At 67.2% G+C, this 15,627-nt stretch carries 15 protein-coding genes; 2 read left to right on the plus strand and 13 right to left on the minus strand.

Annotated features, from left to right (window positions below; translation table 11 throughout):
• Positions 1-3 precede the first annotated feature (3 nt).
• The 7 genes from ilvA to ACQ86A_RS14430 form a co-directional block, all read right to left on the minus strand.
• Positions 4-1,263 carry a threonine ammonia-lyase gene (ilvA, locus tag ACQ86A_RS14400; RefSeq protein ID WP_431277662.1) on the minus strand — a complete coding sequence of 420 codons (1,260 nt, stop codon included), beginning with the start codon at positions 1,261-1,263 and terminating at the stop codon, positions 4-6.
• Positions 1,264-1,326: 63 nt separating this feature from the next.
• Positions 1,327-2,424 (minus strand): AI-2E family transporter, encoded by a 1,098-nt coding sequence (locus ACQ86A_RS14405; RefSeq protein ID WP_431277663.1) that lies wholly within the window; start codon positions 2,422-2,424, stop codon positions 1,327-1,329.
• Positions 2,425-2,644: 220 nt separating this feature from the next.
• Positions 2,645-3,244: a hypothetical protein gene (locus tag ACQ86A_RS14410; RefSeq protein WP_431277664.1), complete on the minus strand. Its 600-nt coding sequence runs from the start codon at positions 3,242-3,244 to the stop codon at positions 2,645-2,647.
• Between the two features lie 31 nt (positions 3,245-3,275).
• Positions 3,276-4,334: an ABC transporter ATP-binding protein gene (locus ACQ86A_RS14415; RefSeq protein WP_431277665.1), complete on the minus strand. Its 1,059-nt coding sequence runs from the start codon at positions 4,332-4,334 to the stop codon at positions 3,276-3,278.
• A complete protein-coding gene (locus ACQ86A_RS14420) occupies positions 4,334-5,212 on the minus strand; it encodes an ABC transporter permease subunit (RefSeq protein ID WP_431277666.1) in 879 nt (292 codons plus the stop codon). The genes ACQ86A_RS14415 and ACQ86A_RS14420 overlap by 1 nt, the downstream gene beginning before the upstream one ends.
• Complete coding sequence (locus tag ACQ86A_RS14425) at positions 5,200-6,156, minus strand: ABC transporter permease (RefSeq protein ID WP_431277667.1); 957 nt, start codon at positions 6,154-6,156, stop codon at positions 5,200-5,202. The genes ACQ86A_RS14420 and ACQ86A_RS14425 overlap by 13 nt, the downstream gene beginning before the upstream one ends.
• Complete coding sequence (locus ACQ86A_RS14430; RefSeq protein ID WP_431277668.1) at positions 6,156-7,301, minus strand: ABC transporter substrate-binding protein; 1,146 nt, start codon at positions 7,299-7,301, stop codon at positions 6,156-6,158. The genes ACQ86A_RS14425 and ACQ86A_RS14430 overlap by 1 nt, the downstream gene beginning before the upstream one ends.
• A 177-nt stretch (positions 7,302-7,478) precedes the next feature.
• Here ACQ86A_RS14430 and ACQ86A_RS14435 point away from each other — a divergent pair, with 177 nt between their 5' ends.
• Both ACQ86A_RS14435 and ACQ86A_RS14440 read left to right on the plus strand, forming a co-directional pair.
• Complete coding sequence (locus ACQ86A_RS14435; protein ID WP_431280457.1) at positions 7,479-8,699, plus strand: winged helix-turn-helix domain-containing protein; 1,221 nt, start codon at positions 7,479-7,481, stop codon at positions 8,697-8,699.
• Positions 8,700-8,757: 58 nt separating this feature from the next.
• Positions 8,758-9,021 carry a hypothetical protein gene (locus ACQ86A_RS14440; protein ID WP_431277669.1) on the plus strand — a complete coding sequence of 88 codons (264 nt, stop codon included), beginning with the start codon at positions 8,758-8,760 and terminating at the stop codon, positions 9,019-9,021.
• 19 nt (positions 9,022-9,040) lie between these two features.
• On the opposite strand, the gene ACQ86A_RS14445 is transcribed toward ACQ86A_RS14440, so the two are convergent.
• From ACQ86A_RS14445 to ACQ86A_RS14470, 6 genes are all read right to left on the minus strand, one after another.
• Positions 9,041-9,949 (minus strand): M48 family metalloprotease, encoded by a 909-nt coding sequence (locus tag ACQ86A_RS14445; protein WP_431277670.1) that lies wholly within the window; start codon positions 9,947-9,949, stop codon positions 9,041-9,043.
• Between the two features lie 9 nt (positions 9,950-9,958).
• Entirely contained in the window at positions 9,959-10,525 is a 567-nt protein-coding gene (locus ACQ86A_RS14450) for a LemA family protein (RefSeq protein WP_431277671.1), read from the minus strand.
• 422 nt (positions 10,526-10,947) lie between these two features.
• Positions 10,948-11,571 carry a hypothetical protein gene (locus ACQ86A_RS14455; RefSeq protein ID WP_431277672.1) on the minus strand — a complete coding sequence of 208 codons (624 nt, stop codon included), beginning with the start codon at positions 11,569-11,571 and terminating at the stop codon, positions 10,948-10,950.
• A 253-nt stretch (positions 11,572-11,824) separates the two neighbouring features.
• Complete coding sequence (locus ACQ86A_RS14460) at positions 11,825-13,138, minus strand: D-arabinono-1,4-lactone oxidase (RefSeq protein ID WP_431277673.1); 1,314 nt, start codon at positions 13,136-13,138, stop codon at positions 11,825-11,827.
• Positions 13,135-14,409 (minus strand): amino acid deaminase/aldolase, encoded by a 1,275-nt coding sequence (locus ACQ86A_RS14465; protein WP_431277674.1) that lies wholly within the window; start codon positions 14,407-14,409, stop codon positions 13,135-13,137. Before ACQ86A_RS14465 ends, ACQ86A_RS14460 begins: the two co-directional genes overlap by 4 nt.
• Positions 14,409-15,341, minus strand: a complete 933-nt coding sequence (locus tag ACQ86A_RS14470; RefSeq protein ID WP_431277675.1) for an MFS transporter — start codon at positions 15,339-15,341, stop codon at positions 14,409-14,411. The genes ACQ86A_RS14465 and ACQ86A_RS14470 overlap by 1 nt, the downstream gene beginning before the upstream one ends.
• Positions 15,342-15,627 lie beyond the last annotated feature (286 nt).

Genomic DNA, 15,627 nt, shown 5'->3' on the forward strand with positions numbered 1-15,627 from the left:
CGTCTACTCATAGTCGAGCACCGGGTCGTACCCGGCCGTTCGGAGCGCCTCGATGACCACCTTGCGGTGCTCGGTCCCCCGCGTCTCCACGCTCACGTCGAGTTCGACCTGACTGATCTGCAGTCCGTGTCCATGCCGCGTGTGCAACACCTCGATCACGTTGGCGTTGGCGCCGGCCAGAATCTCGGAGATGCGGGCGAGCTGCCCAGGACGATCAGGCAGCATGATTTTGAGCTTGAGATAGCGGTCTGAGGCCGCGAGTCCGTGGCTGATCACGCGCTGCATCAGGAGCGGATCGATGTTTCCGCCGGAGAGGATGGCCACGGTCGGGCCCGTCGGCGCGACCTTGCCCGCGAGGATCGCGGCGACCGCCGCTGCACCAGCCGGTTCGACGACCATCTTTGCCCGTTCGAGGAGCACGAGCAGCGCACGAGCCATGTCGTCTTCGCTCACCGTGACGACCTCGTCGACGACGTCGCGGATGATCTCGAAGTTGAGCGCACCCGGCTTGCTCACCGCGATGCCGTCGGCGATCGTCGCGACGAGCGAGATCTCGACAGGCTCACCCGCTTCGAGCGAGACAGGATACGCGGCCGCGTTGGCCGCCTGAACGCCGATCACCCGGATCTCGCGACCTTCGCGCGCAGCGCGCTGCTTGACGGCGCTCGCGACGCCGGAGATGAGACCGCCGCCGCCGATGGGCACGATGACCGTTGCGGCATCCGGAACCTCATCGAGGATTTCGAGGCCGAGCGTTCCCTGCCCGGTCACGACATCGGGGTGGTCGAACGGCGGGATCAGCACGGCGCCTGTCTCGGCGGCGAAGTCGGCGGCGGCGCGGAGCGTCTCGTCGACGATGCTGCCGCTCAGCACGACATCGGCGCCGTAGTCACGGGTGGCCTGGAACTTGGGGATCGCGACGCCGACCGGCATGAAGATCGTGGCCCGGATGCCGAGCTCGCGGGCCGCGAAGGCCACACCCTGAGCGTGGTTCCCGGCGGATGCCGCGACGACGCCGCGCTCCCGCTCTTCGGCCGTCAGCTTCGCGAGCCGGTTGTATGCGCCGCGGATCTTGTACGAGCCGGTGCGCTGCAGGTTCTCGCACTTGAGATACACCGGGGCGCCGAGCACATCCGCGAGAAAGCGGGAGCTTTCGATGGGCGTGGGCTGCGCCACCCGCGACACGATCGCCCGGGCTGCCTCGATCTCGTCGAGGCTCGGTCCGGCGAAGGGTGTTCGCGTCGAGTTTGTCAGCGTAGCCACGCGCTCAGCCTACTCGCGGCTGTATTCCGCAAACCGAATGCTTTCTGAGCGCGCGGTGGACGCCTAGCTCCGCGGCCGTCGTACGGCCTGCGGGACCGTCTGCCAGATCACTGTCTGCGGTCCGTCATACGTGCCGGGTCCCCTGTTGCGCCACACCCCACTCGAGACGTAGTGAACCATCACGTTGAGCACCGCCACGAAGGGCACGGCGAACAACGCACCAGGGATGCCCGCGAGCAGCGAGCCGGCCGCGACCGCCAGCACGACGGCGAGAGGATGCACCTTCACTGCCGTGCCCATGATCAAGGGCTGCAGCACATGGCCCTCGATCTGCTGCACCAGCAGCACGACTCCGAGCATGATGACAGCGATGACCCAGCCGTTGTAGACGAGGGCGATGAAGACCGCCAGGGCTCCCGTGACGACTGCGCCGACGACCGGGATGAACGACCCGAGGAAGACGAGCACGGCGATCGGGATGACGAGCGGCAGCCCCAGGAAGAACGCCCCCAGGCCGATGCCGAGCGCGTCGATGGACGCGACCAGGATCTGCACCTTCACGAAGTTGCGGAGGGTCGTCCATCCGGCCTGGCCCGCTCCATCGACGGCGGGACGGGCGCGCTTCGGGAAGATCCGAACGATCCAGTTCCAGATGCTCCGGCCGTCGATCAGGATGAAGAGCGTGCTGAACAGGGTCAGCAGCACGCCGGTGAGTACGTGCCCGAGCGTCGAGCCCAGCGACAGCGCGCCCGTGATGAAGATCTGACTGTCCTGCTGGAGCGACTTGAAGAGCTGGTTGAGCCCATCCGTGATCTGAGACTCGGAGAGGCCGAGCGGCCCCGTGGTGAGCCACGATCGGAAGTCGTTGAAGGCTGTAACGGACTGCTTGCTGAGTGCCGACCCCTCGCGCGTCACCTGCCAGATCGCGAGGTAGAGCAAACCGCCGACGACCACGAGCACGGCGAGCATCGCCACGACGATCGCCAACCAGCGCGGCCAGCGGTGACGCACCAACAGTTCGACGAACGGCACGAGCAGCGCGGCGATGAGCACCGCGATGAGCAGCGGGATGATGATCAACCGCAGCTGGATGACCAGGAAGATGAAGACGGCGATCACGGCGCCGATCACGAGCATTCGCCACGACCAAGCCCCGGCCATCCTGACCCCGCGCGGCAGCGACTCGTCGACCTCGTCGACGGGCTCGCCCAGTTCGCGACGCTTGCGGTTCAGGAACCAGGTGCGGGCTGGCGCGCGGTTCTCCCCGCGGGCTGCGCCGGAACCGGTGGGGTCGCATCCGTGTCTGACATGTTCGCCAGTTTACGGGCGCACCCCATTGCGGCCATGGGGTTGACCGCGGGTTCGGCGGATGCTCAGGCGGCTAGCCCTCCAGGCCGGCGACCTGCAGGATCAGCGGCGGATACTCGATGCTCGTCGAGAACCAGGACCAGCTTCCGCCGGGCTCCCTCTGCTGCACAGCGGCGTTGACGACCTGGGAGGCCATCACGTTGTTGAGCACGACAGACATCGCGACGTTGCCGTTCACCGTCTTCGTACCGGCTCCGCTCACCGTTCCGCCGATGACCGAACCGGAGATGCTGAGATTCGTCGGGCCGCTCACGGACAGCAGGAACGAGATCACGTAACTGGCGGTCCCGGTGATCCCGTACGCGCTCGGCTGGAAGTGCACCGACACACCGGGACCGCCCGACGGAACCTGGCGGAAGTTGAACGACGCGAAGGGCGTGCCCGTCGTGTCCGTCTGCAGGATGTCCGGCGCGATCACCGTGAGATTGGTGCGCCCCTTCCCCACGGTGTGGGTGGGGCTGATGGTCTCGATGGGCGTGAACCACGGAAAGTGGAAGATGTCGCCGATCCGGAGCTCGGTGGCGAATTCTTTGAGGGACAGTGTTCGTTCGAATGTGGAGAGGTCGATCGTCGACGTGTTCTCGGCGGCCTCCCCCGAGGCTTCACCTAACATGAGGATTATTCTACTCTTGCCGGTCAAGTCCTCACTCGGGGGCCGCAGGAGCCGCGGTCACCGGCGTTCCCGCGAGTTCGACGTGCACTGCCGACCCGGGCTCCGGCGTCTCGCGTGCGGCATGCTGCACGGCCAGTTCGGTGCCGTCGTCGAGGCGCAGCCGCGTCCTCCGGAGCGCACCGAGGAAGCTCGTGGCGACGACCGTCGCCGGGATTCCCGCCGACGCGAGCAGAACATCCTCGGGCCGCAGATAGACCTGCACGGCGCCATCGGGCACTGCACGGCTCACGAGCGGCACGGGTCGCCCGAACACTGTCAACTCGCCGCCCGCCACGTGACCCGCCACCTTGTTCGTGAGGCCGACGAACTCGGCCACGAACGGCGATGCGGGACGGCGATAAAGCTCCTCCGGCGCGCCGATCTGCTCGATGTCCCCCGAGCGCATCACGGCGACGCGATCCGCGATCGCGAGCGCCTCCTCCTGGTCGTGGGTGACGAAGAAGGTCGTGATGCCGAGCTCTGTCTGGATCCGCCGGATCTCGTCGCGCAGCTGAACCCGCACCTTCGCGTCGAGTGCTGACAGCGGCTCGTCGAGCAGCAGCACGCGCGGCCGGGTGACGAGAGCGCGCGCGAGAGCCACGCGCTGTTGCTGGCCACCGCTCAGCTGGTGGGCGTAGCGGTCGGCGTGGTGGTCGAGGCCGACGAGTTCGAGGGCTTCGGATGCGCGGCGGCGACGTTCCGCCGGCGGCGTCTTGCGCATCCTGAGCCCGAACTCGACGTTCTGGACGGCCGTCAGGTGCGGGAACAGGGAGTATGACTGGAAGACCATGCCGAGGTCGCGACGGTTGGTCGGCTCGTCGGTCACATCGACGCCGTCGATCAGGATGCTCCCCGAGTCGACGCGCTCGAGTCCGGCGAGCGCGCGCAGCGCCGTCGTCTTGCCACAGCCGCTCGGGCCGAGCAGGGCGATCAGCTCGCCGGGCTGGGCGGCGAGGTCGAGACCGTTCAGTCCGACTCCGCCGCCGAAGTCGCGGACGACCTCACGGAGCTCGACGGTCGACCCGAACTGTGGGGATTCGAGGGCAGACATCAGGAACCTTTCGCGGTGCGCCGCCGTCCGGCCGCCACGAGACGGTCGACGACGAACAGGAGGAGGAACGCGAACAGCAACGCGAGGAGCGCGAAGATGACCGCGACGAACGGGTCGGATTGCGAGACGAGTAGCAACGAAGTCTGCAGATTCACCCGGCTGAGCAGTGACGCGATGGTGAACTCACCGAGCACGACGGCCACCGAGAGCACGCTCGCGGCGAGAATTCCACGACCGAGGTTCGGCACCAGGATGCGCGTGAGCACGCTCACCCAGCCGGCGCCGAGGGAGCGACCCGCCTCGCTCAGAGTGACGACGTCGATCGCCGCGATGTTGCTCTGGATGGCGCGATACGCATAGGGCAGCACGATGATCCCGTATGCAAAGGCGAGCGTCCAAGCACCGGAGCCGAATATCTGCGTGACTACCGCATATGTCGGCGCGAGCCCGACCACCATGACGATCGCCGGGATCATGATCGGCAGCAGGCAGACGATCTCGAGTACCCGGCGAAGCCGGCGGAACCGCACTTCGACGAGGATCATCGTCGGCAGCAGGACGAGCAGCATGATCAGCACCGTCACCAGGGCGAGCACGAGCGAGTTGCCGAGGCCCTGATAGACGCGGTCGTACCGGGTCGTCGTGCCGCTGAAGACGAGCACCCAGCGGTCGAAGTTGTAGACGCCCGGCTTAGCGGTGCGCAGGGTGAACTCCAGCATTGAGAACAGCGGGATGAGGAAGAAGAGGCCGAAGACGGTCCAGATGATGCTCCGGGTGACCGGTCCGGGTCCGAAGCGCAACGTCTCGCCGGGACGCTTGGTGCGCCCGGGCCGCCTGGCCGGCGCGGGCCTGGTTTGTACCCCGCTCATCGCTGCCACCTCGCGGTGCGCGAGACGAGCGCCGAATAGCCGAGCATGACGACGATCATCACCACGAGCATCCCGAGCGACATGGCACCGGCGAGGTTCGCGCGACCGAGCACGGTCTCACTGATCAGGGCCTGACGGATCTGCAGGGAGACGATGTTGTTCGCTTGGCCGACGAGCGCTGCGGCAGTGGCATACGAAGAGAACGCGTTGGCGAAGAGGAGCAACAGACTGCCGAGGAACGACGGCATCAGCACAGGGATGCCCACCCGCCACCAGTAGGTCGCCCGGCTTCCGCCGAGGGTCGCGTTCGCCTCCAGCCACTGCGGCTTGAGACCTTCGAGCGCGGGCATGAACGTGATCACCATGAGCGGGATCTGGAAGTACAGGTACGGCAGGATGAGCCCGGGCACGGTATAGAGCCACACCCCGTTCTCGTAGATGTTGATGTGGAACTGGTTGCGCAGTAGCACGGTGACAAGGCCCTGAGCGCCGATGGTCGCGATGAACGCGAAGGCCAGCATCACGCCGCCGAACTGGGCGAGCACGCTGCTCGCCGAATCGACGAGCGATCGGGTCACCCCGCCTGCGCGGGAACGCAGCATCGCGAAGCAGAGGGCTGCGCCGGCGACCGCGCCGACCACAGCTGTCACCGCGGAGAGGAAGAAGGCGCCGAAGAACGAGCCGAGGATGGCCGGTTCGGCGAGGCCGCTGAGGTTCGCCCAGGTGAACCCGCCGTTCGCATCCAGAAACCCGCTTCCGACAGCGATCACGGTCGGGATCGCGAGGAAGACGATGACGTAGAAGGCGAACGGCGTGAGGCCGAGCAGCGCGGCGACGCCGCGCCGACGGCGACGGGTGGGCGCGGCGCCCGACGGCGAGTGCCGCCGGGGAAGCTCCCCGGCGGCACCGCTGTCGATCGCCGGCGCCGCAGCGTCAGCAAGAGAGGATGTCACTAGCCGACCGCGTTAGCCCACTTGGCGTTCAGCAGGGTTCCGGCGTCCGTCGCCTGCTTGTCCGTCATGACGGCGGTCTTGTCGAGCTTGCCCGGGAACTCGGCCTTGTCGAGCGTTCCGGCCGTCTCCATGGCGTCCACGCGGGCCGGGTACGCCCCACCCTTCAGCCACGCATTCTGAGCAGCGTCGCTGTAGAGGTACTCCTCCCAGAGGCGCGCGGCGGCGGGGTGCGGCGCATCCTTGTTGATCGCCTGGTTGTAGTAGCCCACGTACGCGGTACCCGGAAGAACGACGTACTTCCAGTTCACGCCGCCGCCCTTGATGGTCTCCGAGGTGGCGTAGCCCTTCTGGTTGAACGACCAGTCGAGCAGCACGGGCGTCTCACCCGAGGCGATGGTGTTCGGCTTGCCGTCCGCGGCGTTCCAGTTGCCCGCAGCCTTGAGCTTCGAGAACCAGTCGATCCCGGGCGTGATGTCGTCGAGCGTTCCGCCGTTCTGCAGGTCGGCGTACGCGACGGCGCCGGCCGCGGCCGCAGCCTGTGTCGGGTTGCCGTTCAGCGCGACCGCGCCCTTGTACTCCGACTTCAGCAGGTCGCTGAACGCCTTCGGAGCGGTCTTGATCTTGTTGGCGTCGTAACCCACGGCCATGACGCCGTAGTAGCCGACCTTCCAGAGGCCGGTGCTCTCCTTCTGGTCGGCGGGGATGTCATCCCAACCGGTGGGCTTGTACGGAGCGAAGTACTCGGTGTTCGCGAGCGCGACCGAGCTGCCGATGTCGAACGTGTCGGGAGCGGTGTCCTGACCCTTCAGCTTCTTGGCGGCGTCGATCTCCTCCTGGCTGGACGCGCTGTCCTGGCTGGGGTTGATCGTGATGCCGTACTTCTTGGTGAAGCCGTCGAAGATCTGCTGGTAGTTCGCCCAGTCGCCGGGGGTCGCGATGATGTTGAGGTTGCCCTCCTTCTTCGCGGCGGCAACCAGCGAATCCATCGAGCCGAAGTCCTTCACGCTCGAGGCGGTGGCCGCGTCGACGGTTGCTCCACTGCTGGAGTCGGCCGCATCGGCGCCGCCCGAGCAGGCGGCGAGCGACAGGACGACGACGGTGGCCGCGGCGGCCAGGCCGGCGACGCGTGCGCGCTTGTTGGTCAAGAGTTCCTCCGTTTGGGTTACCCGGATGGTCGCCTCCCGTTCGCGGAAAGGCTTCGGATTCCTCCGGGCCAGGGGCAACGCTAAGCACGTCCGGCAACCGGCTCGGGTGCGCGCGGTTGACGCTCGATGAACGGCGGCCGAATCACTGTGTCCGAGGGTGGCGCTATGGTCGACATCGTGGTTGACAAGGTCTCGTCCGCGCTCGCGCGCCGTATCGCACTGGCCGCCCAGGGTTTCGGTCGTCCCCGCCCTGCGGTCGTGGGCACCCGCCAGCTCAACGGACTGATCGACCGCATCAACCTGCTGCAGATCGACTCGGTCAACGTGTTCGAGCGGTCTCACTACCTGCCCGCCTTCGCCCGTCTCGGCAGCTACGACAAGGGCCTCCTCGACAGCCTCACCTTCAAGGCCGGTGCGCCGCACACCGAGTACTGGCCGCACGAGGCGGCGTTCATGCGTCGCGAAGACTGGCCGCTCTTCCAGTGGCGAATGGATGCGCAACGCGCGCGATACACGAAGCCCGACGGCTGGTTCCAGAACAACCTCAAGACGGTCGACTGGCTGCGCGCCGAGCTCGCCGCCAACGGTCCGCTCACGGCCGGCGAGATCGAGCACGACGCAAATCGCCGCACGGGACCGTGGTGGGGCTGGTCCGACGTGAAGCGCGCGCTCGAACTCATGTTCATCTTCGGCGAGGTCGCGATCGCGGGGCGCACGCGATTCCAGCGGCGGTACGCGCTGGCCGCGGACGTGCTGCCGGCGAGCATCCTGAACACCCGCATCGAGACTCGGGATGCGGTGCGCGAGCTCATCAGGCGCTCAGCACGCGCGCACGGCATCGGAACGGCGGGCGACTTCGGCGACTACTACCGCATACTGCGCGCCCCTGCTCTGGAGGCGATCGCCGACCTCGAGGATGCCGGGGAACTACTGCCCGTGACCGTCCCCGGTTGGGAGCAGGGCGGCAGGGCCGTCAAGGCCTGGCTGCACAAGGATGCTCGACTCCCCCGCCGCGTCGAAGCGACAGCACTGCTCTCCCCGTTCGATCCGGTGGTCTGGTATCGCGATCGAGCGCTCAGGATGTTCGACTTCCACTACCGCATCGAGATCTACACCCCAGCCGAGAAACGCATCTTCGGCTATTACACGATGCCGTTGCTGATCGACGACCGGGTCGTGGGCCGCGTCGACCTCAAGAGCGACCGTCAGGCGGGCATCCTGCGCGTGCAATCGGCGTGGAGCGAACCGGGGGCGCCGGCCGAGACGGTCGAGCGCCTTGTGCCGCTCCTCGAGGAGACGGCGGCGTGGCAGGGGCTCGGCGGCATCGCCGTCGCCGACCGGGGTGACCTCGCACCCGCGCTCCAAGTCGCGGTGGCCGCGGCCGGCGTCGCGGCCTGACGCTGGGCGCTGTGCGCGCTCTGCCCGCCGAATCCATCGGAGGGGTACCATCCGGGGCATGACAGACGAACCCGAGGTCCCCGACAATCACTACCTGGCCGTTCTCATGAACCCTGACGGAACGGTGTACGCGGAGATCGTGACGAGCCTGGTCGACGGCGCGCCCGCCGATCCCATCCGTGACGTCACGACGGTCGGAGGTCAGACCGTCGAGAGCGTCTGGCGGCCCGATCCGGACGCACCGGATGAGGGCGTCGATTACCGCGTGATCTACCGGTACATCGGCACGGGCGAACTCGGCGAGGAGTCGGCCGAGGGCTGACGCCGAGGGCCGAGCACTACTAGAACGTGCTGCCCATCTTCTCGAGGCGGTCGACGCGCTCGGGGATCGGCGGGTGGGTGCTGAAGAGCCGGCTCATCAGGCTCGGCTTGAGCGGGTTGGCGATCCACAGGTGCGCCATCGAGGTGTTCTGCCTGCGCATCGGCTGACCGTAGGTCTCGAGCTTCAGGAGGGCGCTGGCGAGTGCATCCGGATGCCGCGTGGTCATCGCCCCGGTGGCGTCGGCGAGATACTCGCGCTGCCGCGAGACGGCCAACTGGATGAGGGTCGCAACGAGTGGCGCGATGATCGCGGCGATCAGACCGAACACGATGATCACCGGGTTGCCGCCGCCTCCCCCGCCGCCATTGTTGTTGTTGTTGTCGCGACCGCCGAGTCCGCCGAAGAACGCGATGCGCAGGAAGATGTCGGCGATGAGGCCGATTGCCACGGTCAGGCCGAACACGATCATCCCGAGCCGGATGTCGTAGTTGCGAACGTGACCGAGCTCATGCGCCATGACGCCCTCGAGTTCGGCATCGGTCATGATGTCGAGCAGGCCCGTCGTCGCGGCGACGGACGCGTGCTGAGGGTCACGCCCGGTGGCGAACGCGTTCGGCGCCGGGTCGTTGACGATGTAGACCTGCGGCATGGGCGTGCCCGTGGTGATCGACAGATTCTCGACGATGTTCCAGAGGCGGGGATTGTCGGACTTCTGGATGGGGATGGCGCCCGACATGCTCAGCGCCTCGCGGCCGCCCAGGTAGTACTGGAAGAGGGCGTAGAGGATCGCGCCGATGACCACCACGACGAGGATCGTGATGCTGTTGTAGATGACTGCGGCCAGCCAGCCGAGTGCGCCGATGATGACCAGGAACAGCAGGATCGTGATGACCGTATTGCGCTTGTTCCTGGCGATAGCCCGATACATCGCCGCCCGCTAGAACTGGACGCGCGGCGGCTCGGCGATCGCCGCGAGGTCGCCGACCTCGAAGAAGCCGCGCTCCGAGAAGCCGAGGCGCTTGGCGAAGATGTTGTTCGGGAACACCTTGATCTTGGTGTTGAGCTCGCGCACGCCGCCGTTGTAGAACCGGCGCGAGGCCTGGATCTTGTCTTCGGTGTCGACCAGGTCGGCCTGCAGGCGCAGGAAGTTCTGGCTCGCCTGCAGCTGCGGGTAGGCCTCTGCCACCGCGAAGATGCTCTTCAGGGCAGTCTGCATGTGGTTCTCGGCGACGGATGCTTCGGCCGGCCCCTGCGCGGACAGAGTCTCTGCGCGTGCCTGCGTCACGGACTCGAAGACGCCCTTCTCATGTGCCGCGTATCCCTTGACCGTCTCGATCAGGTTCGGGATGAGGTCGGCACGCCGCTTGAGCTGCACCGTGATGTCGCTCCACGCCTCGTCGACGCGGACGTTCAGGGTGACCAGGGAGTTGTAGGTGGCCCAGAGGTAGATCCCGATGATCGCAACGATGACGACAACGATGATGACCGGGATGAGCCATTCCATTTTCAGGTACTCCTTGGTGATGGGCGCGGATTCTCACGCGATATTTATCCTAACCGCGGCGCCCTGTGCTCCCACCGCGTTCCCACCACTCTCAAAGCATCCACCGTGCCCTTCGGCAGCAGGCGGCGAGCCGCCGCGCATCCGCACGCCAACGAGTGGTCGCAACGCGCCGTCTCCGGATGGAGCGCGACGGCGTGTTGCGACCCCTCGTGAGCGCGGGTGGGAACGACGACGCGGCGTCGACTTTCCCGAGTGCCCGACACCGGGGGCGGTCGACGCCGCGATCGTTTCGCTGACAGCATCCGTGGTCGGACGGATGCCGTCAGAGCTCGGCTACGGACAACCCCAATATCCCGATGAGGTAAGCACGAGCGTTGCGCCGGGGCACGGACCGCACCCCGAGTTGTCCGGGGGCGTGGACGTTACCCCGGGGCATAGTGCGGCGCGGAGGCCTTGACGGCCGGCGACGCCGAACGGGTCGACACGACGTGCTTGACGGCGTGCGAGGTCTGATACTCGGCGGCCGCGACTGCGGCAGCGGCCGCGGCGGCCTCAGCGGCGAGGCGCTTTTGCTCGGCAGCCTCGAACGCGGCCACGGAGTCGGTGACCGCCTTCTCGGACTCCTTGAGCGACACGAGCGCGGCGGTCACGCGATAGGCGGTCGACCCGGCGAGAGTCGACTCCAGCGAGCCGATCGCAGCGGCGAGAGCATCGCGCCCCGTGTCTGCTGCCTTCCCGGCGCTCGAGGCCAGCACAGCGCGAGCACGAACGAGTTCGGCGGTTCCGGATGTGACGGCAGCAGCTCGCCGCGAGTCGGCGCCCGCTGTGCGCAGGGTGGCGAGGGATGCGGTGTGCGCGGTCACGAGACGGGTGACGGTGGCCGCCCGCGCCGCATCCCGAGCCTCCACCGCGGAGGTGGACAGGGCGCCGCTGGTGGAGGCCACCACTCCCGCGGCGATCGCGAGGGCGGCGACGAAGGCCGTGATGCGGCGGGCTGGGGTGGCTCCGGGCACAGCACGGGTCAGGCGGGTGATGCGGTCGGACATCGGCTTCTCTCCTGAAGATGAATTATTCTCAATAACTCTCAGGTAATTCACAGCTAGCAGGGAGTGTTCCAGTGAAATGAGAACCTGTCAAGATTCACTTGAGTCACATCAGTCACATGGACACCACAAACCGACGCTGAAATAGCCGGAATTCCGCAGATTTACGCGGAATTCCGAGAACTCCTCATCGCGCACATCCGACAACCCCGGCACCCGCTTTGGGGGCACCGTTCAGCCCTCGCGCGCCGATCCGTCAGTGACCGAGCACGCGTGCCAGATACTCGTTCGCGAAGAGCCGCTCCGGGTCGAGTCGGTCGCGCACGGCGACGAAGTCGTCGAAGTGTGGATACGTCTGCCGCAGCGAATCCGCGTCGCGATAGTGCATCTTGCCCCAGTGGGGACGCCCGTCGTGCGCCATCATGATCCGCTCGACCTCGCGGAAGTAGGGATGCGGATCCTCCCGGTAATACCGGTGAACGGCGATATAGCCCGTCTCGCGCCCATGTGCCGTCGACAGCCAGTTGTCGTCCGCTGCCGCCGAGCGCACCTCGACCGGAAAGGAGATCCGCCAGCCGCGCGTCTCGATCAGCTTCTTCACTTCGGCGAGCGCGCCCGGCACGGCCGCACGCGGAAGCGCGTACTCCATCTCGCGGAAGCGAACCGTGCGGTTCGTGACGAAGACGCTGGGCGACGCATCCGTGAAGTCGCGGTTGCCGGTGACGTTCTGGGCAAGCCGGCTGAACGGCGGCACGATGCCTGGAGCGACCGTCCCGAGCGCGCACACTCCCCGGTAGAGGCCGTTTGCAAGGAGCTCGTCGTCGACCCAGCGTCCGAATCGCGGCAGCGGCGCCCGCGCCGCGGTCATCGGCAGTCGCGTGTTCGTCTTGGTGAGCGCTGTCTCGGTGTGGGGGAACCAGTAGAACTCGAAGTGATCGGCGCTCGCCGACCGCTCGAGGTAGCCGTCGAGCACCGCGTCGAGCTGCTCGGGACGTTCCACCGCCTGCAGGAGATACGACGGAACGCACTGCAGCGTGACGTCCACGATCACGCCGAGCGCACCCAGTCCCAACCGAGCGGCCGGAAGCAGTTCCGGGTTCGACGTCTCGCTGATCGTCAGCAGCTCGCCCGCGCCGGTGACGAGGGTGAGCGCGACGATCTGCGTAGCAAGGCCGCCGAATCCCCCGCCCGTCCCATGCGTGCCCGTGGAGGTCGCTCCCGCGATGGTCTGCCGGTCGATATCGCCCATGTTCTCGAGCGCGAGACCGTACGGTCTCAGGAGACTCGGGAGCTCGTAGAGCTTCGTTCCGGCCGCGAGCGTCACCTGACCGAGCGCTTCGTCGACAGCGACAACACCGCTGAGATTCGCGAGGTCGAGCTGCACGCCGGGCGCTGCGGCGATGCCGGTGAAGCTGTGCCCCGCTCCGATCGCCTTCACCCGGATGCCCTGCCGTGCGGCCGCAGCGACGGCACGCTGCACGGCCGCCGCATCAGCGGGACGCTCTACCCGCGCCGGCCTGATCTTCTCGGTACGTGCCCAGTTGCGCCACACGGCGCCGGTCGCCGTCACAGAAAGACCTTTCCCTCGCCGCGGTAGCTGGGCACGGTTCCGACGACGGAGGCCGCCCTCCCCTCGACCATGTCGACCAGGTGGAAGTCGTCGACGTGCTCACTCAGCTCGCCCGACTTCGTGTGGCGGAGCCACACCCGGTCGCCGATGCGGAGCACTCCCGCGGCGATGCCGGTGACGGGGGTCTGCACCTCGCCCGCCATCTCGCGCTCGACCATCTTGAGCCCGGTCGGCCACGCGATCTGCGGCAGGCGGTCCTCTCCAGGGGGTCCGGATGCGATCCACCCGCCACCCAGCAGGGTCGCGGTCTCCGGGCCAGGGCGCCGCACGACGGAGAGCGCGAAGGATGCAGCGGGCGCCGGGCGGAACGACTGGTAATTGTCGAAGAGGTGGCCGCCGAACAGTCCACTGCCCGCTGCGATCTCGGTGACCGAGTCGTCCGAGGCGGTGAATTCGAGCGAACCCGTTCCGCCGCCGTTGACGAACTCCAGGTCGGCGACCTGGCGAACGCTCGCGACCGCACTCGCGCGTCGTTCGGCGAGTTCGGCCTTCGAACTCTTCTGCATCCAGCGCAGGGTCGCTCCCCACGCAGGACGCCCTTGCGGCTTGTCGCCCTGCCCCGCGATCTGCGCCTCGTACCCCATCATGCCGACCAACGCGAAGCCTGGTCGCTTGACGATCGCCTCCGCGAGAGTCCGGGCCGCTTCCGGGGTGTAGATGGGCGACCGCCACACTCCGATGTGGCCGAGCACCGGGTTCTGCCATGAGGAGTCGAGTTCGAGGCAGAGCCGGATCGTCTCTCGGTCGGCCGGAGCGATCACGGCGTCGATGAGGTCGAGGTGGGCGAGGGAGTCCACCATGAGAGTGACCCGCGACGCCAGCTCAGGCGTCGTGGCGAGGCGGTAGATCGCCGAGCGGTCGACCGTCGGGTAGCCGACGACCACATCCTCGATCGCCGGATGCTCGTCGTCGCCCGCCGCCAGCCACAGCGCTTCAGGAAGGGTGTACGCGAGAACGCCCGCGTATCCCGGAACAGCGAGCACCGCATCCAGCACCGCCCGCACCCGCACCGACTTGGATGCGACCCGGATGGGCTTGCCTGCGGCACGGCGCAGCATGTCGTGGGTGTTGTGCCGCAATGCCGGCAGGTGCAGCACGGCGAGCGCGGGGTCGAGCCGCGCGGTCGCCGCCGAGAGAGACGGCCAGAACGTGTCGGGCGCGGTCCAGGTGCGTGCGGACGCCCCGGGCTTGGTGGACAGATCGATGGGCACTACCGCACCGCTTTCACTCGGGCGACCGCGAGAGCACCCGCGAACGCGAAAACACCGGACATGACGAAGAGACCCACGAACCCGCCCATCATGGCGACGAGTCCCGCTCCGATGAGCGGCGCGAGGGCCTGGGGAACGGCCGTCGCGATGTTCATGATGCCGAGATCCTTGCCGCGGTTCTCCGGATCGGGCAGCACCTGGGTGGCAAGTGCCTGATCGACGGAGAGGAAGCATCCGTAGCCGAGGCCGAGGAGTGCGGCGGCGACCATCGCGACGGTCAGATCGGGCACGAACGCCAGAAGCAGCGCGGCAACGCCCTGGATGGCCGACGACACGAACACGAAGGCCTTGCGTCGGCCGATCCGGTCCGACCAGTATCCGACCAGCAGCGACGCGAGGATCACGAACACCGTATAGATCAGGATGAGGACCAACAGGTCGTCATCGGCGTTCTTGTCGTGCAGGCCGAACTTCAGAAAGTACAGCAGCAGCGTGGTGCCGAACGCGTTGCCGAAGTTGACGAGGATGCGACTCAGCAGTGTCCAGCCGAAGTCAGGATGCTCGCGCGGGCTGATCCACAGACTCTCGACGATCGCACCGAACGTCATCTTCTGCCGGTACTCCTTCGGGAGCACCGCATCCGGAAGAAAGAGGAACGGGGTCACCAATACGAGCAGCAGGACGGCCATCGCGGTGTAGCCGAAGAGCGCTCCCACGAAGACGTAGGTGACGAGCACGACTCCGAGCACGATCCCGATCGCCTGGGGTGCGCTCAGCCAGCCCGACACGTACCCGCGCTGGTCGACCGGCACCTGGTCGCTGATCGTCGCTGTGAGCGCGGCTGTCAGGATGCAGAAGCCGGTGAGGGCCAGCGACCAGAACACGCCGATCCCCACGATGGTGTTCTGCGCACCGAGAAGGATGAGCGACACTGCGAACACGACAGCGCCCGCCGCGATCCACGGCCTGCGGCGACCGAGACCGGCTCGTCGTGCGGTCGGAGAGGGCGCCCGTCAGCGGATACGCGATGATCGCGCACACGCCCGAGATCCCCGAGATGATGCCGAAGGCGATCACGTTGTCGACCCAGTACGTCGTGTTCAGCTGGGTCTGCACCTGGTCGGGCAGGAGCTTCTGGATGGGCGCGAGCTGCGCCATCCAGATTCCGAGCCAGGCGATCGCGAAGAACGCGATCCAGCGCGAGGTGACGCGGCGGGT

This window comes from Leifsonia poae (assembly GCF_050632195.1).
GTDB lineage: Bacteria > Actinomycetota > Actinomycetes > Actinomycetales > Microbacteriaceae > Leifsonia > Leifsonia poae_C.

Coding starts and splice junctions, on each gene's coding strand:
- ACQ86A_RS14455 (WP_431277672.1), bottom strand. CDS start 11,571: ATGTCCGACCGCATCACCCGCCTGACCCGTGCTGTGCCCGGAGCCACC.
- ACQ86A_RS14440 (WP_431277669.1), top strand. CDS start 8,758: ATGACAGACGAACCCGAGGTCCCCGACAATCACTACCTGGCCGTTCTC.
- ACQ86A_RS14445 (WP_431277670.1), bottom strand. CDS start 9,949: ATGTATCGGGCTATCGCCAGGAACAAGCGCAATACGGTCATCACGATC.
- ACQ86A_RS14450 (WP_431277671.1), bottom strand. CDS start 10,525: ATGGAATGGCTCATCCCGGTCATCATCGTTGTCGTCATCGTTGCGATC.
- ACQ86A_RS14410 (WP_431277664.1), bottom strand. CDS start 3,244: ATGTTAGGTGAAGCCTCGGGGGAGGCCGCCGAGAACACGTCGACGATC.
- ACQ86A_RS14405 (WP_431277663.1), bottom strand. CDS start 2,424: ATGGCCGGGGCTTGGTCGTGGCGAATGCTCGTGATCGGCGCCGTGATC.
- ACQ86A_RS14415 (WP_431277665.1), bottom strand. CDS start 4,334: ATGTCTGCCCTCGAATCCCCACAGTTCGGGTCGACCGTCGAGCTCCGT.